Origin of the sequence: Halomonas garicola (genome assembly GCF_031935715.1) — a bacterium.
GTDB classification, from domain to species: Bacteria; Pseudomonadota; Gammaproteobacteria; order Pseudomonadales; family Halomonadaceae; genus Vreelandella; species Vreelandella garicola.
Map to the genome: position 1 here is coordinate 1 of NZ_JASSZF010000002.1, position 19,981 is coordinate 19,981.

21 protein-coding genes and 1 rRNA gene are annotated in these 19,981 nt (G+C 60.5%); 17 read left to right on the forward strand and 5 right to left on the reverse strand.

All coding sequences use genetic code 11. The annotated features are described in order from the left end of the window. Positions 1-6 precede the first annotated feature (6 nt). Positions 7-122 (forward strand): 5S ribosomal RNA (gene rrf, locus RS027_RS00975). Positions 123-189: 67 nt separating this feature from the next. On the opposite strand, the gene RS027_RS00980 is transcribed toward rrf, so the two are convergent. Next, positions 190-411 (reverse strand): hypothetical protein, encoded by a 222-nt coding sequence (locus RS027_RS00980; protein WP_311952572.1) that lies wholly within the window; start codon positions 409-411, stop codon positions 190-192. 192 nt (positions 412-603) lie between these two features. Between RS027_RS00980 and RS027_RS00985 the strand changes: the two genes are divergently transcribed. From RS027_RS00985 to RS027_RS01025, 9 genes are all read left to right on the forward strand, one after another. Continuing rightward, positions 604-1,071, forward strand: coding sequence for a DUF2489 domain-containing protein (locus RS027_RS00985; RefSeq protein ID WP_311952575.1), 468 nt, complete (start codon positions 604-606; stop codon positions 1,069-1,071). A gap of 232 nt (positions 1,072-1,303) precedes the next feature. After that, positions 1,304-2,173, forward strand: coding sequence for an OmpA family protein (locus RS027_RS00990; protein ID WP_311952578.1), 870 nt, complete (start codon positions 1,304-1,306; stop codon positions 2,171-2,173). 209 nt (positions 2,174-2,382) lie between these two features. After that, positions 2,383-4,305, forward strand: a complete 1,923-nt coding sequence (gene thrS, locus RS027_RS00995; RefSeq protein ID WP_311952581.1) for a threonine--tRNA ligase — start codon at positions 2,383-2,385, stop codon at positions 4,303-4,305. A 12-nt stretch (positions 4,306-4,317) separates the two neighbouring features. Further along, entirely contained in the window at positions 4,318-4,857 is a 540-nt protein-coding gene (gene infC / locus RS027_RS01000) for a translation initiation factor IF-3 (protein ID WP_311953064.1), read from the forward strand. 81 nt (positions 4,858-4,938) lie between these two features. Continuing rightward, positions 4,939-5,133 carry a 50S ribosomal protein L35 gene (rpmI, locus tag RS027_RS01005; RefSeq protein ID WP_311952584.1) on the forward strand — a complete coding sequence of 65 codons (195 nt, stop codon included), beginning with the start codon at positions 4,939-4,941 and terminating at the stop codon, positions 5,131-5,133. Positions 5,134-5,196: 63 nt separating this feature from the next. Beyond that, entirely contained in the window at positions 5,197-5,550 is a 354-nt protein-coding gene (rplT, locus tag RS027_RS01010; RefSeq protein ID WP_311952587.1) for a 50S ribosomal protein L20, read from the forward strand. 159 nt (positions 5,551-5,709) lie between these two features. After that, a complete protein-coding gene (pheS, locus tag RS027_RS01015; RefSeq protein ID WP_311952592.1) occupies positions 5,710-6,729 on the forward strand; it encodes a phenylalanine--tRNA ligase subunit alpha in 1,020 nt (339 codons plus the stop codon). Between the two features lie 26 nt (positions 6,730-6,755). Then, positions 6,756-9,137 (forward strand): phenylalanine--tRNA ligase subunit beta, encoded by a 2,382-nt coding sequence (pheT, locus tag RS027_RS01020; RefSeq protein ID WP_311952595.1) that lies wholly within the window; start codon positions 6,756-6,758, stop codon positions 9,135-9,137. 63 nt (positions 9,138-9,200) lie between these two features. Continuing rightward, entirely contained in the window at positions 9,201-9,518 is a 318-nt protein-coding gene (locus tag RS027_RS01025; RefSeq protein WP_311952598.1) for an integration host factor subunit alpha, read from the forward strand. A 27-nt stretch (positions 9,519-9,545) separates the two neighbouring features. Here the strand turns inward: RS027_RS01025 and RS027_RS01030 are convergent, their stop codons facing one another. From RS027_RS01030 to RS027_RS01045, 4 genes are all read right to left on the reverse strand, one after another. Further along, positions 9,546-10,334: an amino acid ABC transporter ATP-binding protein gene (locus tag RS027_RS01030; protein ID WP_311952603.1), complete on the reverse strand. Its 789-nt coding sequence runs from the start codon at positions 10,332-10,334 to the stop codon at positions 9,546-9,548. Beyond that, complete coding sequence (locus RS027_RS01035) at positions 10,331-11,005, reverse strand: amino acid ABC transporter permease (RefSeq protein WP_311952606.1); 675 nt, start codon at positions 11,003-11,005, stop codon at positions 10,331-10,333. Before RS027_RS01035 ends, RS027_RS01030 begins: the two co-directional genes overlap by 4 nt. A gap of 17 nt (positions 11,006-11,022) precedes the next feature. Beyond that, entirely contained in the window at positions 11,023-11,784 is a 762-nt protein-coding gene (locus RS027_RS01040) for an amino acid ABC transporter substrate-binding protein (protein WP_311952609.1), read from the reverse strand. Positions 11,785-11,937: 153 nt separating this feature from the next. Then, positions 11,938-12,156 (reverse strand): DUF2788 domain-containing protein, encoded by a 219-nt coding sequence (locus RS027_RS01045; RefSeq protein WP_311952614.1) that lies wholly within the window; start codon positions 12,154-12,156, stop codon positions 11,938-11,940. A 149-nt stretch (positions 12,157-12,305) separates the two neighbouring features. Here RS027_RS01045 and RS027_RS01050 point away from each other — a divergent pair, with 149 nt between their 5' ends. The 7 genes from RS027_RS01050 (at position 12,306) to hbs (ending at position 19,820) form a co-directional block, all read left to right on the forward strand. Next, complete coding sequence (locus tag RS027_RS01050) at positions 12,306-12,770, forward strand: flavodoxin domain-containing protein (RefSeq protein WP_311952616.1); 465 nt, start codon at positions 12,306-12,308, stop codon at positions 12,768-12,770. Further along, the gene (locus tag RS027_RS01055) at positions 12,771-13,133 is read left to right on the forward strand and encodes a hypothetical protein (protein WP_311952619.1); all 363 of its coding nucleotides are present in this window, start codon (positions 12,771-12,773) and stop codon (positions 13,131-13,133) included. A gap of 201 nt (positions 13,134-13,334) precedes the next feature. Continuing rightward, a complete protein-coding gene (gene tig, locus RS027_RS01060; RefSeq protein WP_311952622.1) occupies positions 13,335-14,678 on the forward strand; it encodes a trigger factor in 1,344 nt (447 codons plus the stop codon). A 73-nt stretch (positions 14,679-14,751) separates the two neighbouring features. Continuing rightward, complete coding sequence (gene clpP / locus RS027_RS01065; RefSeq protein WP_311952626.1) at positions 14,752-15,369, forward strand: ATP-dependent Clp endopeptidase proteolytic subunit ClpP; 618 nt, start codon at positions 14,752-14,754, stop codon at positions 15,367-15,369. A gap of 72 nt (positions 15,370-15,441) precedes the next feature. After that, entirely contained in the window at positions 15,442-16,722 is a 1,281-nt protein-coding gene (clpX, locus tag RS027_RS01070) for an ATP-dependent Clp protease ATP-binding subunit ClpX (RefSeq protein ID WP_311952628.1), read from the forward strand. 200 nt (positions 16,723-16,922) lie between these two features. After that, a complete protein-coding gene (lon, locus tag RS027_RS01075) occupies positions 16,923-19,346 on the forward strand; it encodes an endopeptidase La (protein WP_311952631.1) in 2,424 nt (807 codons plus the stop codon). A 201-nt stretch (positions 19,347-19,547) separates the two neighbouring features. Then, positions 19,548-19,820 carry a non-specific DNA-binding protein Hbs gene (hbs, locus tag RS027_RS01080; protein ID WP_079550908.1) on the forward strand — a complete coding sequence of 91 codons (273 nt, stop codon included), beginning with the start codon at positions 19,548-19,550 and terminating at the stop codon, positions 19,818-19,820. The last annotated feature ends 161 nt before the right edge of the window (positions 19,821-19,981 follow it).

Below are 19,981 nucleotides of genomic sequence, written 5' to 3' on the forward strand. Positions count from 1 at the left end.
GTTACGCCTGACGGCCATAGCGAGCGGGAACCACCTGATCCCTTGCCGAACTCAGCAGTGAAACCGCTCAGCGCCGATGGTAGTGTGGGGCCTCCCCATGCGAGAGTAGGACATCGTCAGGCATCTATACGCAAAGAACCCGGCCCCGCGCCGGGTTTTTTGTGTGCGTGGCTGTGGCATGGCGAGTAATCAAGGGATCGGGCGGCTAGTGCCTTTTTCCTCATCGTCAGTTTCCCCGGGAAGGCGATAGCGTATAGCCTCATTACGGTCATCCTCGTAGCGCGCATTTTCTTTTTCTGCCGGCACGCCGAGCACGGTTTCCTTTGAGCCGTCAGGCCAGGTATAGGTAGTACAGCCGGCCGCGCCGACTATTAAAAAGCCACATAAAAAAGTCAGGTAGAGTTGGCGCACGGTTAGTTCCTTCTATCGCGTTGTGCTGCGGGCAGCGGTTATGAAAAGTTAACACAGGCAAGGAGTAAACACAGGCCCGACCGCTGAGGTTGCCGATGGGGGCTGGCATAAAATAGCGTGGCCAGGTGTTCTCGGGCAGTAGCGTTGTGTACAATTGATGTAGAAATTTCAACCCGTCGGGATGGTGATCTTATGAGCTCAGGCACAGCGATGATACTTTTGGCCGCTGGCGTTATCATCATTCTGCTATTAGCCGCCTACGCCGCACGGCTGCGCCGGGAAGTAAGGCGGCGCGATGCGTTTCGCAAGGAAGAAGATTCGCGGGCCATTACCAACAGCCTGGAAAACCTGGATTACGTGTCGGCTGCTCTAGTGCAGGAACAGGTAAATATCACCGAGGGTGCCTGGCGTTGCAAGGTGCTGCTCGAAATAATAGAGCCTACTCTGGTCGAGCGCGAAGAATTTCGCGCTTTCTCCGATGTTTATAGCAGAACGCGTCATTTGAAGACCCATTCGGCGAGAAGGGGTCTTTCCCCTCGTGAGCGTATGGGGGAAGATAAAGAACGACTGCAGGTGGAAGAGGAAATGCACCAGCCAGTCATTGACGCGGCAAAAGCCGTGATGCTCTGGCGCTCGAAGGGTGGAAAAACGCTGCATTAAGCGATATACCATTGAAAATACATCTGTGGGCTTTATGCTAGGCTACCTGTGCCTTCTCATGAGTGTGCGGTGACGCGAACCATCACTGCGTGGGTCAAAAAGACGTCGCCTTTTGCCGGATGAAAGGGTAATGATGAGGGTGCTTGAGTAAAAAGCCGTTTGAACAGAAGAAGCACGAACAACGAGGCTGGCATCATATGGCCTCACGCATTGGATCAAAAAGGAGTCATACATGAAGAAATCAACGACTGGCTTGCTGCTCGGTTCCGCTCTGGCTTTGGGGCTTTCCGGCTGTGCTAACTCAGCGTCACAAACCGGCGGTCAGACGTCGGGCAGCGATGCCGATAACAGCTGGTACCAGCATCCTGCGGTATGTGGCCTCGCTGGCAGTTTGATCGGTGGCGGCCTGGGCTATGCCACCAGCGGTGACTCTGACGAGGAAAGCGGTGCGGCCATTGGCGCAACGACTGGTGCGGCCCTGGCAGCCTACCTGTGTGCCGACAAGAGCGAAGAAGTCAAGCCGCAGTGCCCGAGCTACGGTGAGGTGCCGGCAGGCGTCGCCGTTGATGCCGAAGGTTGCCCGCTCGACTCCGACAACGACGGCGTTCCGGACTACCGCGACGAGTGCCCCGGCACACCGGCAGGCGTTGAAGTCGATGCCAAGGGCTGCCCGCTTGACTCCGATAACGACGGCGTTCCGGACTTCCGTGACCAGTGCCCGAACACGCCGGCCGGTGTAGAAGTCAACGCGCTTGGCTGCCAGGAAAGCCTGGTGCTGGAAGGCGTCAACTTCGAGTTTGACTCGGCGAAGCTGACTCGCCAGGCCGAGCAGGAGCTGAGCGAAGTGGCCGAGAAGCTTGAGCACAACACCGACGTACGCGTGCGCATTGACGGTCACACCGACTCCGTAGGCAGCGCGCAGTACAACAAGGAACTGTCCCAGCGTCGCGCTGAGTCCGTTGCCAGCTACCTGCAGAGCCACGGCATTCAGAAAAATCGCATGAACTCCACCGGTTACGGTGAAGAGCGTCCGGTAGCGTCCAACGATACCGACGCCGGCCGCGCTGAAAACCGCCGTGTAGAGCTCGATGAGTGGAACTAACTCACTCAGTTGAAAGCTGATAGCGGCATAGCCGCGTCACCTAATGGACGGGAGGCATTGATGCCTCCCGTCTTTTATTTAAGCCGCCCGCTATTTTTGTTAGTCTTTTGTCCGCTGCAGCTTTTGCTGTTGCTATATCGCTGATAAAGCCCATTGATAGCGACATGTGATCCTTGGTATGGATCACCACTGCGCTCAAGGAAAATTGAATGCCCATTGTTACCCTGCCTGACGGTAGCCAGCGCACGCTTGATGAACCCCGCTCCATTATGCAGCTGGCTGAGTCCATCGGCCCAGGTTTGGCCAAAGCCTGCATTGCCGGAAAAATTGACGGCGTACTCGTGGATGCCGCCGATGTCATCGAGCACGATGCTGAGGTTGCCATCATTACGTCGCGCGATACCGAAGGGCTGGACATCATTCGCCACTCCTGCGCCCATCTGGTCGGGCATGCGGTCAAGCAGCTCTATCCGGATGCGAAGATGGCAATCGGGCCGGTCATTGACGACGGCTTCTACTATGACGTCGACTTCGGGCAATCGGTAACGCCGGAAGACCTGGAAACCATCGAAGCGCGCATGGAATCCCTGATCAAGCGGGAATACGACGTAGTTCGCGAGTACGTCGATCGCGACCAGGCGATGCTGACGTTTTTGCACCGTGACGAGCCTTATAAGCAGGAAGTTGTGCGGGATATTCCCGAAGGCGCCACCATCAGGCTTTATCATCACGAAGAATATATTGACATGTGCCGCGGGCCCCACGTGCCCAACACGCGCCACCTGAAGGCGTTCAAACTGACCAAGCTGGCCGGTGCCTATTGGCGCGGGGATGCGGAAAACCCCATGCTGACGCGCATCTACGGCACCGCCTGGGGAGACAAGAAGCAGCTCAAGGCCTACCTCAAGCGTCTCGAAGAAGCCGAGAAGCGCGACCATCGTAAGCTTGCGCGCAAGATGGACCTGTTTCACCTCCAGGAAGAAGCGCCGGGCATGGTGTTCTGGCATCCCAACGGCTGGAGCATGTATCGGGCGCTTGAGGACTATATGCGCGACGTCCAGCTGCGGCACGGCTACCAGGAGATCAAGACGCCTCAGGTCGTTGATCTTTCCCTGTGGCAAAAGTCCGGCCACTGGGGGCACTACAGCGAGCTGATGTTCACCACGGAGTCGGAAAAGCGCGAATACGCGGTCAAGCCGATGAACTGCCCGTGTCACGTCCAGGTGTTCAACCAGGGGCTGAAAAGCTATCGCGATCTGCCGCTGCGCCTGGCAGAGTTCGGCAGCTGCCACCGCAACGAGCCTTCGGGCTCGCTGCACGGCCTGATGCGCGTGCGCGGCTTTACCCAGGACGATGCGCATATCTTCTGTACCGAGGGGCAAATCCAGTCCGAGGCCGAGGCGTTTATTGCGCAAACGCTGGAAGTCTACAAGACGCTTGGCTTTGAAGACGTCGAGCTGAAGCTGTCCACGAGGCCGGATGATTTTCTGGGCGAGCCGGAGCTGTGGAGCCAGGCAGAAAAAGGGCTGGAGTCGGCGCTCGACGCGACCGGGCTCGAATGGGAGCTGCAGCCGGGTGAAGGCGCGTTTTACGGCCCCAAAATCGAGTTTTCTCTGCGTGACTGTCTCAATCGCGTGTGGCAATGTGGTACGCTACAGCTCGACTTCAATCTGCCCGGCCGGCTGAGTGCCCAGTACGTGGATGAAGACGGCAGCCGCCAGGTGCCGGTTATGCTTCACCGCGCCATTCTGGGCTCCTTCGAGCGCTTTCTGGGCATCCTGATTGAGCACTACGCCGGGGCCATGCCGCTGTGGCTCGCCCCTCAGCAGGCCGTGGTCATGACCATTACCGATGCCCAGCGGGATTATGCCCTGGCCGTGGAGCAGCGACTGGCGCAAACCGGGCTGCGGATCAACGCCGACTTGAGGAATGAGAAAATCGGCTTTAAAATCCGTGAGCACACGCTGCAAAAAGTTCCCTATCTCCTGGTGGTAGGAGATAAGGAAGTTGAAACTGACTCGGTCGCCGTACGTACGCGCGGCGGCGAAAATCTTGGTACCATGACCGTTGATGCGCTTATTCAGCGTCTTGACACTGAGAGAGCGGTTCTGACGACATCGTCAATTGCCTAAGGAGACGGAGCAATCAAGCGAAGCAACCAGCGCGGGCGTCCACAAGACAAACGCCCACCAATGAACGAGCGAATTACCGATGACCAGGTACGCCTCATTGATAGCAACGGCGAGCAGCTGGGCATTGTGCCCACGCGCGACGCCATTGAGCGTGCCGGGGAAGCGGGTATGGATCTCGTGCAAATTTCGAATGCCGACCCCATCGTCTGCAAGATCATGGACTACGGCAAATTCGTTTTTGAGCAGAAAAAGCAAAAAGCGGCTCAAAAGAAAAAGCAGAAGCACATCCAGGTCAAGGAAGTCAAGTTCCGGCCTGGCACTGATGAAGGCGATTACCAGGTGAAGCTGAAAAACCTGACGCGCTTTCTGGAAAGTGGTGACAAGGGTAAGGTCACATTGCGCTTCCGGGGTCGTGAAATGGCGCACCAGGATATCGGCCGCAAGCTGATGGAACGGATCGCCGAAGACCTCGAGGGCTTAGGGTCAGTGGAGTCTTTCCCCAAGATGGAAGGGCGCCAGATGATCATGATTCTTGCCCCCAAGAAGAAGTGATCCAGCGGCCGGTTAAACGGGCCAGCGGTGACGCTGGCAGGCCTTGGGTTTTCTAAAGAATATCGAGCGGAGTATATCCTCATGCCGAAAATCAAGAGTAACAGCGGTGCTGCCAAGCGCTTCAAGAAAACCGCTAACGGTTTCAAGCACAAGCAGTCCTTTCGTAGCCACATCCTGACCAAGAAGTCGACCAAGCGTAAGCGTCAGCTGCGTGGTATGAAGCAGATCCACGAAGCCGACAAGCCGTTGATCCAGCGTATGCTGCCGAATCTGTAAAGGTCGAATTTTCTGGGAGCGCATCGCTGCGCTCATCCAGCCTATCCAAGTCAGGAGTGTGTTATGACTCGTGTCAAGCGTGGCGTTGTCGCCCGTCGTCGTCATAAAAAAGTATTGAAGCAGGCCAAGGGCTACTACGGTGCCCGGTCGCGCGTTTTCCGCGTGGCCAAACAGGCCGTCATCAAGGCAGGCCAGTATGCCTACCGTGACCGCCGCAACCGCAAGCGTCAGTTCCGTGCCCTGTGGATCCAGCGGATCAACGCCGGCGCCCGTCAGCACGGCTTGTCGTACAGCCGTTTCGTTGGCGGCCTGAAGAAAGCCGGCATCGAAATCGACCGCAAGGTGCTGGCTGACCTGGCTGTTCACGAGAAAGCGGCCTTTGCGGCCATCGTGGAAAAAGCCAAGGCTGCCCAATAACGCACTGCGTACCGGCGTGTACGCAATGCCATAGGTCTCATCACGTGACCCATACAGGGGAAGAGCAGCCGCTCTTCCCCTGTTTTTTTGTCACTGCCAGCGCGCCATTTTTTGATACTTTTTGCTGCAAAGGCAAACGCCTAACTCGGAGTCAATCGGATGGATCATCTTCCTAGCCTGGTCGCTGACGCGCGTGCCGCCATACAGGCTTCACAAAGCGTCGCGGCGCTCGAAGAACTGCGTGTCCGCTATTTGGGGAAAAAAGGCGAGGTTACGGCCTTGCTCAAGGGGCTGGGCAAGCTGTCGGCGGAAGAGCGTCCCGCCGCCGGTGAGCGTATCAACCAGGCCAAGCAGGCGCTTGCAGGCGATATCGAACAAAAGCGCCGGGAACTGGAAAAGGCCGCGCTCGACGCCCGGCTGGCTGCCGAAACGCTGGACGTCACGCTGCCCGGCCGCGGCCAGTCGCCTGGCGGTCTGCATCCGGTGACGCGCACGCTCGAGCGCATCGAGGGGCTTTTTACCCGGATCGGCTTTGACGTGGCCGTGGGTCCGGAAATCGAAGATGACTATCACAACTTCGAGGCGCTGAACATTCCTGCGCACCATCCGGCGAGGGGCATGGCCGATACGTTCTACTTTGATGCCACAAGGCTTTTGCGCACCCACACCTCGCCGGTGCAGGTGCGCACCATGGAAGCCAAGGCGCCGCCCATCCGCATTGTTTGCCCGGGGCGAGTGTATCGCAGCGACTCGGATTTGACCCATACGCCGATGTTCCATCAGATAGAGGGGCTGCTGGTCGATGAAGGCATCAGTTTTGCCGACCTGAAGGGAACCATCGAGGATTTCCTCCACGGCTTTTTCGAGCGCGAGGATTTATCCGTTCGTTTTCGGCCCTCGTACTTTCCGTTTACCGAACCCTCGGCGGAAGTGGATATTCAATGCGTGATGTGCAGCGGCGAAGGCTGTCGCGTGTGCTCCCACAGCGGCTGGCTTGAAGTCATGGGCTGCGGCATGGTGCACCCCGAAGTGTTTCGCCACTCGGCTATCGATGCCGAGCGCTTCAGCGGCTTTGCCTTCGGCATGGGCGCCGAGCGTTTGGCGATGCTGCGCTACGGCGTGAACGATCTGCGCCTGTTTTTCGATAACGACCTGCGCTTTTTGCAGCAGTTTGCCTGAGCCTTGCGCTGAATACGGGATAGAACATGAAGTTTTCTGAACAGTGGCTGCGTGAGTGGGTATCTCCGCAGCTGGATACCCAGGCCATGGCCGATCAGGTCACCATGGCAGGTCTGGAAATCGATGCCATTGAGCCAGTAGCCAAGGCGTTTACCGGCGTTGTCGTGGCCGAAGTGCTGACTCGGGAGCCGCACCCCGATGCCGACAAGCTGAGCCTCTGCACCGTCAACGACGGCTCGGCGGAGCCGGTGCAGGTGGTGTGCGGCGCGGCCAACGTCGAAGCCGGGCAGAAAGTGGCTTTTGCTCGGGTGGGCGGAGTGCTGCCCGGAGACTTCAAGATCAAAAAGGCGAAGCTGCGCGGCGTGGAATCCCGCGGCATGATCTGCTCCGCGTCCGAGCTGGGACTTGAAGAAGAAGCCTCGCCGGGCATTCTGGTGCTGCCGGCGGCGGCGCCGGTGGGCGAAGACTTCCGCCGCTATATGGCTCTCGATGATAACGCCATCGAAGTCGACCTGACGCCCAACCGCGGCGATTGCCTGAGCCTGAAAGGGCTGGCCCGGGAAGTCGGCGCGCTGAATCGCCTGGTTGTCACACCGCCTGACATGACGCCGGTGCCGGCCGGCCACGATACGGCGCTGCCGATTGACGTCGAGGCGGAGGCGCTGTGCCCCCGCTATGTGGGGCGGATCATCCGGGGCGTAGACGTGGGCGCCGAGACCCCGCTATGGATGACCGAACGCCTGCGCCGCAGCGGCCTTCGCGCCATTGATCCGGTGGTGGATGTGACCAACTACGTCATGCTCGAGCTTGGCCAGCCGCTGCACGCTTTCGATCGCGATAACCTTGACGGCGGTATCGTTGTACGCAAGGCCCGGGACGGCGAGCGCCTGACGCTGCTCGACGGCCAGGAGATCTCGCTGCGCCCGGAAACGCTGCTGATTGCCGACCACCAGAAGCCGCTGGCGATCGCCGGAGTTATGGGCGGAGAGGATTCCGGCGTCAGCCCGGCCACTCGCACCATTTTTCTTGAGTCGGCCTTTTTCACGCCGCTGGCCGTTGCCGGCCAGGCGCGCTCTTACGGGCTGCACACCGATGCTTCGCACCGCTTTGAGCGCGGTGTGGACCCCCGGCTGACCGCGGTGGCCATCGAGCGGGCTTCCGCGCTGCTGTTGGAGATCTGCGGCGGCGAGGCCGGCCCGCTGACCGAAGTGACAAGCGAAACGCACTGCCCCGATACCCGGCAAATCAGCCTGCGCGCTCGGCGGCTGGAAAAAGTGCTGGGCAAGGCGCTTGACGCCGGGGACGTGGAAGACATCCTGGCTCGGCTGGGCTTTGACGTGGCGGCAACGGCCGACGGCTGGGACGTGACCGCGCCCAGCTGGCGTTTTGATGCGGCGATCGAGGAAGACCTGATCGAGGAAGTGGCGCGCATCCACGGGTACAATAACTTCCCGGTCCGTCGGCCGGCGGCGCGCCTGGCGCTGCGCCCGGATAACGAGGCCGGCGTCAGCCAGGCACAGCTGCGCCGGCAAATGGTAGCCCGGGGTTACCAGGAGGCGATTACCTACAGCTTTGTGGCCCCCGAGCTTCAGGAAGCCCTGCTGCCGCAAGCCGTGGCGCCGGCGCTGGCCAACCCGATTTCCAGCGATCTCTCCGTGATGCGGGCAAGTCTGCTTCCCGGACTGGTTCGGGCCATGGACTACAACCTCAAGCGCCAGCAGCCGCGCGTGCGGCTATTTGAGACCGGCCTTGTTTTCAACGGCCACCTCGACAACCTGCGCCAGACGCCGATGCTCGGCGCGCTGGCCTGCGGGTCGCGTTACCCCGAAAGCTGGAGCGAGAGCGCCGAGCCGCTGGATTTTTACGACGTGAAGGGCGATCTGGAAAGCCTGTTTGCCCTGGGCAGCTGCCCCACGGACTGGCGTATGGAGCCAGGCGATCATCCGGCGCTGCATCCGGGGCAGCGCGCGCGCATTCTCTACCGGGGAGAGGCCGTCGGCTGGCTGGGAACGCTGCACCCCGAGGTCCGCCGCCGGGTAGGGCTCAAGGTCGATGCGGTCGGGTTTGAGGTCAGCCTCGACGCCCTGAGCCAAGGCCGGGTGCCCGGGTTCGAGCCGCTGTCGCGCTACCCCGAAGTGCGCCGCGACCTGGCCTTCAGCGTCGCCGACTCCGTGCCCGTGCAGGCGCTGCTGGATGTGGCCAGTGCCCACGCCGGAGAGTACCTGAGCGAAACGCGCCTGTTTGATGTCTATGCCGGAGAGGGCGTGGCCGACGGCTGCAAGAGTGTGGCCCTGGGCTTGACCTGGCAGCATCCATCGCGCACGCTAAATGACGATGAAATCAATCAGTTGGTGGATTCAATCGTCGAGCAGGTAAAGCGCGAGTTTAATGCCGGGCTGCGCGGATAATTGAGTCTGCCGCCGAAAGCCGGCGCCATCATGCAAGGTGGCGCCGGCGGGAGGAGAGGCCATATGGGTGCATTAACCAAAGCAGCGCTTGCTGAGCATCTGCACACCGAGCTTGCGCTGTCGAAGCGCGAAGCCAAAGCGGTGGTAGAAACCTTTTTCGAGGAAATCCGCAGCTGTCTGCGGGAAAACGAGCAGGTCAAGCTGTCCGGGTTCGGTAACTTCGAGCTCCGCGACAAGCGTGAAAGGCCGGGGCGCAACCCCAAGACCGGCGAAGAGATCCCGATTTCGGCCCGCCGGGTGGTGACCTTTCGTCCCGGGCAGAAGCTCAAGCAGCAGGTCGAGGAGCTCACGGCGAAAAAGGATTCTGACCAGGACGCCTGATGTCATGGTCTCCCCGGCCCGCTGCGGCTATAAATCGGAGAGCGTTGCCGTCGGAGTGTCCGGCAGGGTTTCCGCGGGCTGACCGGCAAGCATCTTGCGTAAAAAAGCGCGGGTGCGCGGATCCTGCGGCGCGCTGAACAGCTGCGATGGCGGGCCCTGCTCAACAATGCGTCCGCCTTCCATGAAGATGACCCGGTCGGCCACGTCGCGCGCAAAGTTCATCTCGTGGGTGACCACCAGCATGGTCTGCCGCTCGGCGGCCAGCTGCTTCATCAGTTCCAGGACTTCTTCCACCCACTCGGGGTCCAGCGAAGAGGTGGGCTCATCAAAGAGAATGACCTCGGCCCGCGCGGCCATGGCTCGCCCGATGCCGACGCGCTGCTGCTGCCCGCCGGACAGGGAGGCCGGATAGGCGTCACCCTTGTCGGCCAGCCCGATACGCTCGAGAATGTCACGCGCTCGGGCATGGGCTTTGTGTCTGGGCCAGCGATGGACCACGAGCAGACCTTCGGCGATATTTTCCAGCGCTGTCTTGTTGGCAAACAGCGCATAGTTCTGAAAGACAAAGGCCGTGCGTCGCCTGACCGCAAGTATCGAGCGCGCGCTGGCCGTCGCCACGTCCATGTCGAGATCATTCAGTACAAGGTGCCCGGCGTCGGGGCGTTCGAGAAAATTCAAACAGCGCAGCAGCGTCGACTTTCCGGTGCCCGAAGGGCCGATCACCACGATAATCTCGCCCCGGGCAATATCCATGTCGATGCCGTCGAGGACCGCGGTGCCGTCAAAGCGCTTGACGAGGTTGGTTATCCGAATCATCGGCGATATGCCTTGTTGAGTCGATATTCCAGCCGCCGCTGACACCAGGCCAGCAGTTCGACAATGGCCCAGTAGATCACCGCCGCCACAATAAAGGCTTCGAAATATAGAAAACTGCCCGCTGCTTCCTTTTGCGTTGCCCCCATCAGCTCCGTCACGCCCAGTGTGAAAGCCAGCGAGGTGGCCTTGATCATGTCGATGAAGTAGTTCATCAGCGTGGGTACCGCAATACGCGTGGCCTGGGGTAGTACGATGCGCCTCATCAGCTGGCCCTGGGTCATGCCGATGGACAGCGCCGCCTCGGTCTGGCTGCGATCCACCCCGACAATGGCGGCGCGAATCGACTCTGCCATATAGGCAGAAAAATGCAGCGTCAGCCCCATGATGGTAGCCGTTATGCCGTTAATGGTGGTCAGCACCGACATGATCTGGGGCAGGCCGTAGTAGAACAGGAAAAGCTGGACCAGCAGCGGTGTGCCACGAAAAAACGAGATGAACAGCAGCGTCGCCATGTTAAGCACCGGCAGGCGCAACACGCGAATGACGGCCAGTCCGGCGGCTAGCGACAGCGCCAGCACCATTCCCGCGGCGGCCATGCCCAGCGTCAGGGGCAGGTAGCGCAGCAGGATCGGCACCAGCTCGAGCATGTAGGGAACGTCAAGCAGGTTCATGAAAAATCAACGTTCCCTCAGGGGCGAGTAATATCATTGCCGAACCAGCGCTTGGATATTTCGCCGAGCCTGCCGGACTTGCGAAGTTTTTCCAGAGCGCTGTCGACCCGATCGCGCAGCGTGCGGCCGGCCGGCGTGTCGCGGAAGGGCAGGGCATTACGCAGTTTGGAAAACGGCTTGCCGGCTAGCGCCAGGGGGAGCGGCTTTTCCTGGATGACCTGGCTTGCGCTGATCCGGTCCATGACAAAGGCATCCACGCGGCCCAGCGCCGTATCCTGCTCGATGTTGCTTTCGTAGGTGCGAATCTCGATGTCGTCGGCGTAGGGCAGCTCGCGCAGCAGCTGTTCATAGTTGGAGCCAAGGTTGACGGCCACAGTTTTGCCGGCCAGATCCTCGACGCCCTTGATCTCCTTGTTGCCGCGCTTTACTACCACCTGGGCGCCGTCATACACGTAGGGCTCGGAAAACAGATATTTCTGCTGGCGTTCATCGGTGATGGTGATCTGGTTGGCAATGGTATCCACGCGCCCCGACTCGAGCATGCCGAACAGCCCCGAAAAGCTGGCGGTGACGAACTCAACGTCGGTATCCATTTGTTGGGCAGCAGCGCGCATGACATCGACTTCAAAGCCCTGCAGCGTGTCTTTTTCGACAAACGTGAAGGGGAAGTAGCTGCCCGACATGCCGACCTTCAGCACGTCATCATCCGCGTGAGCAGTACCGGCCAGCGCCAGGGCGGTGGAGGTCAGCAGGGGAAGCAGGCTAAAGGTTCGTAGCATGAGTACTCCAGCAATTCATCTCTATTTATATTCTTTACAGGAATTAAAGTGGTTTTTCTTATTCCTGAGCTAGAGGGACGATAAAGGAAAGTGCTTCCGCCGCCAACAGGTCGGCGTGAAAAAATGCCGGATTTGCGCGCTACGTCGATGCGGTCAGCCCAGGCCACCTTCAAGGATCCAGGTGATCACCACCTTGAGCACGTAGCCGAACATGCCCGCTCCCAGTATGATAAACAGCATGATGGTGCCGAAGCGCCCGGCATTGGACTTCTTGGCTAGATCCCAGATGATAAAGCACATGAAGATAATGAGCCCGCCAATCATCAGCGGCGTGATCCAGGCTTCGAATGTCTGTTGCAGGGTGGGTGACATGGGGTCCTCGGCTAGGTTTGTGTGCGCGCCTTCGCGGCGTGTGCCAACAAATATCAACGTGCTAATATTTGAGCAAATTCATCGGGTATTTGTCGACTTTTGCCGCAGCAACTTCGGCAGTCATGCCATGAAAAGGAGAGAAACGTTACATGTCGCAGCTCAAAATACTGGTCGGCACCATGTACGGCGGCGCGCTGGACGTGGCCGAGCAGGTCATGCCGCTGTTTGAAGAGGCCGGTTACAGCGTCGAGATTACCGAGCAGGCAACGCCGGACATGCTGACCGCGCAGGACACAACGCTGGTGCTGTTTTGCGTTTCCACCACCGGCAGCGGCGACTTTCCCGGCAACTTTATGCCCTTTGCGCGCGCGCTGCAGGAGCAAAGCCCCTTCCTTGGCGGGCTTCGCTACGGCCTTATCGCCCTGGGCGATAGCTCCTACGGGGAGAGCTTCTGCGGCGCCGGGCGTACGCTTAATGCGCTGCTCGAAGACCTGGGCGCTACGCGGCTGGGCGAGCGTCTGGAAGTTGACGCCATGGAGACCTTCATGGCCGACGATGCTGCGGTTCCCTGGGTGGAAGAGTGGATCGAAGAGCAGCAGCTCAAGGTCGCCTGAATGAACGCACAGCCAACATCTCCCGAGCGGATCAGTCTGGGCGCGGGGCTTTGCGCGATCATGCTGGCGACGCTGCCGCGCTACGTTGCCGGCGGCCATGACACCCGCCTGGTGCTCATGCTGGGGGGGGCAGTCGCCATCCTGGTGGTGACGGCGGTACAGTGGCGCTGGCTGGATCAGGCCGGCAGGCAGCGTCTGCCGGGGCTTTTTGCGCGCCTGGCCGGGCTGCTGGCCCTGGGCGTTGTGCTGGCCCTGGGCTGGTACGCGGCGGTGGGCACTGCTCAAGGATTGATGGCCGTAGGGCTCTCCCACGGGGCCACGCTTGGGCTACTGCTTTATGCCGTTACGCTGTGGCGCCGCTGAGCGCCTTTCAGGCTTGCGGGTACGCCCGCTTCGCCTTGCGATGCCGAAAAACGCCCCTCACCGCGCCGGCAGGGTTGTAATCCACGCAAGGGCCCCCATCATTACGCGCATGGCGCTTGCCAGCGTGCTCAAGGATTCTTAAAATCGATCCCTTGATCTTTTTCGCCAACACCATATCGCCCAGCCGCTAGAGGACATTTCATGCAAGTTTCCGTCGAGACGACCACCCCGATTGAACGCCGCCTTACCATCCAGGTACCGGCCGCCGAAATCGACGAGGCCGTCAGCGCTCGCTTGAAAGACACCGCGAAGAACGTGCGCCTGAATGGCTTCCGCCAGGGACGGGTGCCGATGTCCGTTGTCGAGCAGCGCTATGGTCAGAGCGTGCGCGACGAGATTGTCGGTGAAGTCATGCGCGAGCGCTACGTTCGCGCGATTACCGATGAGGCGCTGAACCCGGCGGGCTATCCCTCCATTGACGCCACCGTCAACGAAGCCGGCAAGGATCTGGAGTTTGTTGCTACCATGGAGGTGTACCCCAAGGTAGAGCTGGCCTCTATTGAGGGCACCGCCGTTGAGCGCCCGGTCGTCGAGGTTACCGATGCCGACGTCGAGGAAATGATCGAAACCCTGCGCAAGCAGAACGCCGACTGGGAAAACGTCGAGCGCGCCGCCGCCGAAGGCGACCAGGCCAAGATCGATTTCCAGGGCTTCATCGACGACGAGCCCTTCGAGGGCGGTAGCGCCGAAGGCCACGAGCTGGTGCTGGGCTCCAACAGCTTTATTCCCGGCTTTGAAGAGCAGCTGGAAGGTGCCAAGCCCGGCGACGAAACGACCATCAGCGTTACCTTCCCCGAGGACTACCAGGCAGAACATCTGGCCGGCAAGGAAGCCTCCTTCAAGGTCAAGGTTCACGAGGTCAAGGCGCAGGTGCTGCCCGAGGTTGACGCCGCGTTCATCGAGCGCTTCGGCGTGGAAGGCGGAGACGCCACCGAATTCCGTGCGGAAGTGAAGAAGAACATGACCCGCGAGGCCGAGCAGGCGGTGGACAACCGCGTCAAGCAGCAGGTGCTCGACGCGCTCAAGGCGGCCAACGATATTCCGGTACCGGGCGCGCTGGTGCAGCAGGAGACCGACGGCATGAAGCGCCAGGCCGCGCAGCAGTTTGGCCTGGGCGAAGACTTTGACGTCAGCCAGCTGCCCAACGAGCTGTTTGAAGAGCAGGCCAAGGGCCGGGTTCAGACCGGCCTGCTGCTGGCCGAGGTCATCAAGCAGAGCGAGCTTGACGCCAGCGACGACGAAATCAAGGCCAAGGTCGAAGAGCTTGCCGGCCAGTACCAGGACCCCCAGGAGGTCGTTGACTACTACATGGGTAACGACCAGCTGAAGACCCAGGTGAAGTCCGCCATCCTCGAAGACAAGGCCGTGGCCCAGCTGATGGATCAGGCTCAGGTGAGCGATGTCGAGATGAGCTACCAGCAGGCCCTTGCCGCGGCCCAGCAGCAGGGCGGGGAAGAAGGCGCCGAAGAACAAGCGGAGGCCTGACGCCCGCTGACCCTACGCGGCGCGCTGTGCCAACGGCGCGCCTTTCCCTGACCGGACGCAAGGAATCACCCGAATGAGTGAGTTGGATATTCAAAACGCCGGCGGTTTAGTGCCCATGGTGGTTGAGCAAAGCGCCAAAGGGGAAAGATCCTACGATATCTATTCGCGCCTGCTCAAAGAGCGCGTGATTTTCCTGGTGGGCCCGGTAGAAGACTACACGGCCAACCTGATCGTTGCTCAGCTTCTGTTCCTTGAGTCGGAGAACCCCGACAAGGACGTGCATCTCTACATCAACTCGCCGGGGGGCTCGGTAACGGCCGGCATGGCGATTTACGATACCATGCAGTTCATCAAGCCCGATGTCTCCACGGTATGCATTGGCCAGGCGGCGAGCATGGGCGCGCTGCTGCTGGCCGGCGGCGCGGCGGACAAGCGCTTCTGCCTGCCCAATTCAAGGATGATGATCCACCAGCCGCTGGGCGGCTATCAGGGTCAGGCGTCGGATATCGAAATCCACACCCGCGAGATTCTCGGCATCCGTGACCGCCTCAATCAGATCCTGGCCCACCATACCGGCCAGGATATCGATACGGTGGCGCGCGATACCGACCGCGACAACTTCATGAACGCCGAACAGGCCACCGAATACGGCCTGATCGACGCAGTGCTGGATAAGCGGCCGACATCCTGATAGCGTGATGGGCCCGCTTTTCCAACGAGCTTTTCCGGCGGCAGTTGCCGCCGCAGCGAAAGAGGTACGCCAATGGCCGACGGCAAAGGCAAGGACGAAGAAGGCAAGCTGCTGTACTGCTCGTTTTGTGGCAAGAACCAGAACGAAGTACGCAAGCTGATTGCCGGTCCGTCCGTGTATATCTGCGATGAGTGTGTCGATCTATGTAACGACATCATTCGCGAGGAAGTTCTCGAAGCCGATGCCGAGAGCGATGATGAGCGTCTGCCAACTCCTCGCGAGATCCGCTACACCCTGGATGACTACGTCATCGGGCAGGATCGCGCCAAAATGGTGCTGTCAGTCGCGGTGTATAACCACTACAAGCGGCTGAAATCCGGCGTAGCGGAGGATGATGTCGAGCTCGGCAAGTCCAACATCCTGCTGATTGGCCCGACGGGCAGCGGCAAGACCCTGCTCGCCGAGACCATGGCGCGGCTGTTGAACGTACCCTTTACCATCGCCGATGCCACCACGCTGACGGAAGCCGGCTACGTGGGCGAGGACGTCGAGAACATCATCCAGAAGCTGCTGCAGAAGTGCGACTACGACGTCGAAAAAGCAGAGCGCGGCATTGTCTATATCGACGAAATCGACAAGATTTCCCGCAAGTCCGATAACCCCTCCATTACCCGGGACGTCTCCGGTGAAGGGGTGCAGCAGGCGCTGCTCAAGCTGATCGAGGGCACCACGGCCTCGATACCGCCCCAGGGCGGTCGCAAGCACCCGCAGCAGGAGTTTGTGCAGGTCAATACGGCCAACATGCTGTTTATTGTGGGCGGCGCCTTTGCCGGTCTGGACAAGGTCATCAGCGACCGCTCCGACAAGGCCGGCATCGGTTTCAATGCCAGCGTCAAGAGCAAGGACACCGAGCGCGGCGTTGGCGAGATCCTGGCCGACGTGGAACCCGACGATCTGGTCAAGTTTGGCCTGATCCCCGAGTTCGTTGGCCGCCTGCCGGTCATCGCCACGCTGACCGAGCTGACCGAAGACGCGCTGATCCAGATTTTGACCGAGCCCAAGAACTCGCTGATCAAGCAGTACGTCAAGCTGTTCGAAATGGAAGACGTCACGCTTGAGTTCCGCGAGGACGCGCTGCGCGCCGTGGCCGCCAACGCCATGTCGCGCAAGACCGGGGCTCGCGGGCTGCGCTCCATCCTGGAGTCGGTGCTGCTGGATACCATGTACGAGATTCCCTCGCTGGAAGGGGTCAGCAAAGTCGTCATCGACGCGTCGGTGATTGCCAAGGAAAGCGAGCCGCTGTTGATCTATGCGCAACAGGAGCAGGCACGCAGCGACGGCACCGACGGCTGAAGCCGCTCATGTGCCGGCCTGGCTGATACCGCTTGCGCCAGTTGAAGGGGTCGCCTTGGCGGCCCCTTTTGTTTGGCCGGCGGCGCTTGCCCGGCCGGCGTTGCCGGTTGAGGCGTGCCTGTATCCGGTATTCGCTTCAGTTTTTCCCGGGCGCCCTTGCCCGTCCGGGAGCTCACCCGATTTGTTGAGGAACGTCTGCGATGCAGCAGAACGCCGAAAAGTCACAGTGTTTTCCCTTGTTGCCGCTGCGGGACGTAGTCGTCTACCCGCAGATGGTTCTTCCGCTGTTTGTCGGACGCGAAAAATCCATTCAGGCCCTCGAAGCGGCCATGGAGGCCGACAAGCGCGTGCTGCTTGTGGCCCAGCGCGAGGCGTCCCAGGACGAACCCGACAACGACGACCTCTATGCCATGGGCACGGTGGCCGACATCATGCAGCTGCTCAAGCTGCCTGACGGCACGGTCAAGGTGCTCATTGAGGGCGGGTTTCGCGCCGATGTCGACGGCATCGAAGAGCACGGAGAAGGCTATACCCAGGCGTATATTACGCCCCGGGACAGCGAGCCGCTGACCGATCGCGAGCGCGAATCCCTGGTGCGCGTCCTGCTCAACCAGTTCGAGCAGTACGTCAAGCTGTCCAAGAAAGTGCCCAACGAGGTACTCAATTCGCTTTCGGATATTGAAGATCCCAGCCGCCTGGTGGACACCATCTGCGCGCACCTGTCGCTCAAGATCGGTGACAAGCAGGAGCTGCTGGAGATGGATCGCGTTCGCGATCGCATCGAGCATCTGATGGCGCTGATCGAGTCGGAAATCGACCTTCTGCAGGTAGAAAAGCGCATCCGCTCCCGGGTCAAGGAGCAGATGGAAAAGACCCAGCGCGAGTACTATCTGAATGAGCAGATGAAGGCCATCCAGAAAGAAATGGGCGAGCTGGATGACGTGCCCAACGAGGTCGAAAAGTACGAACAGGCCATCGAGTCTGCCGGCATGCCCAAAGAGGCCGCCGAGAAGGCCACCCAGGAGCTCAACAAGCTCAAGATGATGTCGGCCAACTCCGCCGAAGCCACGGTGGTACGCTCGTATCTCGACTGGCTGGTCGCCGTGCCGTGGAAGAAGCGCACCCGGATCAAGCACGACCTGGTCAAGGCCCAGCAGGTGCTCGACGAAGACCACTACGGCCTGGACGAAGTCAAGTCGCGTATCCTCGAGTATCTGGCGGTCCAGAAGCGCGTGCGCAAGATGAAGGGGCCGGTGCTCTGCCTGGTCGGCCCGCCCGGGGTGGGCAAGACCTCGCTCGGGCAGTCCGTCGCCCGAGCCACCAACCGTAAGTACGTGCGTCTGGCGCTGGGCGGGGTGCGCGACGAGTCCGAAATTCGCGGACACCGGCGCACCTATATCGGATCGCTCCCCGGCAAGATGATTCAGCGGATGACTCGGGCGGGGGTGAAAAACCCGCTGTTCCTGCTCGATGAGGTCGACAAGCTGGGCATGGACCATCGCGGCGACCCGTCGTCGGCGCTGCTGGAAGTGTTGGACCCGGAGCAGAACAACAGCTTCAGCGACCACTATCTGGAGCTGGATTACGACCTGTCGGAAACGCTGTTCATCTGCACCGCCAACTCGATGAACATTCCCGAGCCGCTGCTCGACCGGATGGAAATCATCCGGCTGCCGGGCTACACCGAAGACGAAAAGCTGGCTATTGCCAAACGCTACCTGCTGCCCAAGCAGATCAAGGCCAACGGCCTGAAAAAAGGCGAGTTCGACCTGGACGACGAGGCGCTGTTGGAGCTGATCCGCTACTACACCCGCGAAGCCGGCGTGCGCGAGCTCGAGCGCCAGATCGCCAAGGTGGCGCGCAAGGTGCTGCGCGAGCAGGTCGAGCAGGAGCGCAAGGGCGAGGCGAAAAAAGACGGCGAAACGGACAGCGTGCTGGCCGCCCGGGACATCGAGGGCTACGCCGGCGTGCGCCGTTACAGCTACGGCCTGGCCGATCAGAACGATCAGGTCGGCCGGGTGACCGGGCTTGCCTGGACGTCCGTAGGCGGCGAGCTTTTGAATATTGAGTCGGTGGTCACGCCGGGCAAGGGGCGGGTCAACAAGACCGGCTCGCTTGGCGACGTGATGAAAGAATCCGTCAGTGCCGCTCATACGGTGGTGCGCGCCCGCGCAGAGGCGTATGGTATCGACGCCGAGCGCTTCGAAAAGGAAGATCTGCATATCCACGTGCCCGAAGGCGCCACGCCCAAGGACGGACCCAGCGCGGGGGTCGCCATGGTCACGGCCATGGTGTCGGCTTACAGTAAGCGCCCGGTGCGCTCGGCAGTGGCGATGACCGGCGAAGTCAACCTGCGCGGCGAAGTGCTGCCCATCGGCGGGCTCAAGGAGAAATTGCTGGCGGCCCGGCGCGGTGGTATAAAGACCGTCCTGATCCCCGAGGAAAACCGTCGGGACCTCAAGGAAGTGCCGGATAATATCAAGGACGCGCTGGATATCCGCCCGCTGCGCTGGATCGACGACGTGCTCGAGGTTGCCTTGAGCGAAAGCGGCGAGGATAGCCGTGTGGTGGCCGATCAGGGAAGCAAGGCGGCGGCAGACGAAGCGCTGGTCAACACCCATTAATACGCATCGAGGGGCCGCCCAGGTGGCGGCTTTTCGATAACCGAGTAGCGCCCAAAGCCTTGTATGGCGGGCATTTTGCGGCACGGTCGCTTGACAGTCATTTCGCCGCGTTGCTATAAATTGCAGCTACGCTTTGATCGTCAAGCCAACCGCTAACCGTGCCTTTCAGAGCCATTTTTTGAACCAGTCAAGGGGTGAAGAGTGAACAAGTCCGAGCTGATTGAAGCCATTGCGGCCTCTGCCGATATACCCAAGGCAGCGGCGACCCGCGCGCTGGATGCCATGGTGGAATCCGTCACCGATAGCCTCAAGCAAGGCGAGAGCGTGTCACTGGTAGGCTTTGGTACCTTTACGATCAAAGAGCGTGCCGCGCGTACCGGCCGCAACCCGCAAACCGGCCAGCCGATCGAAATCAGCGCTGCCAAGGTGCCCAGTTTCAAGGCCGGCAAGGCGCTCAAGGATGCCGTCAACTAACGATGTCGGGCGCTGTGGCGAGACTTGAGCGGCGCGGATAACGGTGGCGCTGTCAACAACGCTCTCAAGACATGGTGACATGGGCGCATCGCCACAGCGGTGCGCCCATGTCATTTTTTAACGCGGGAAAAAACGCGGAACGGGTCGTGTTTATCTGAGGC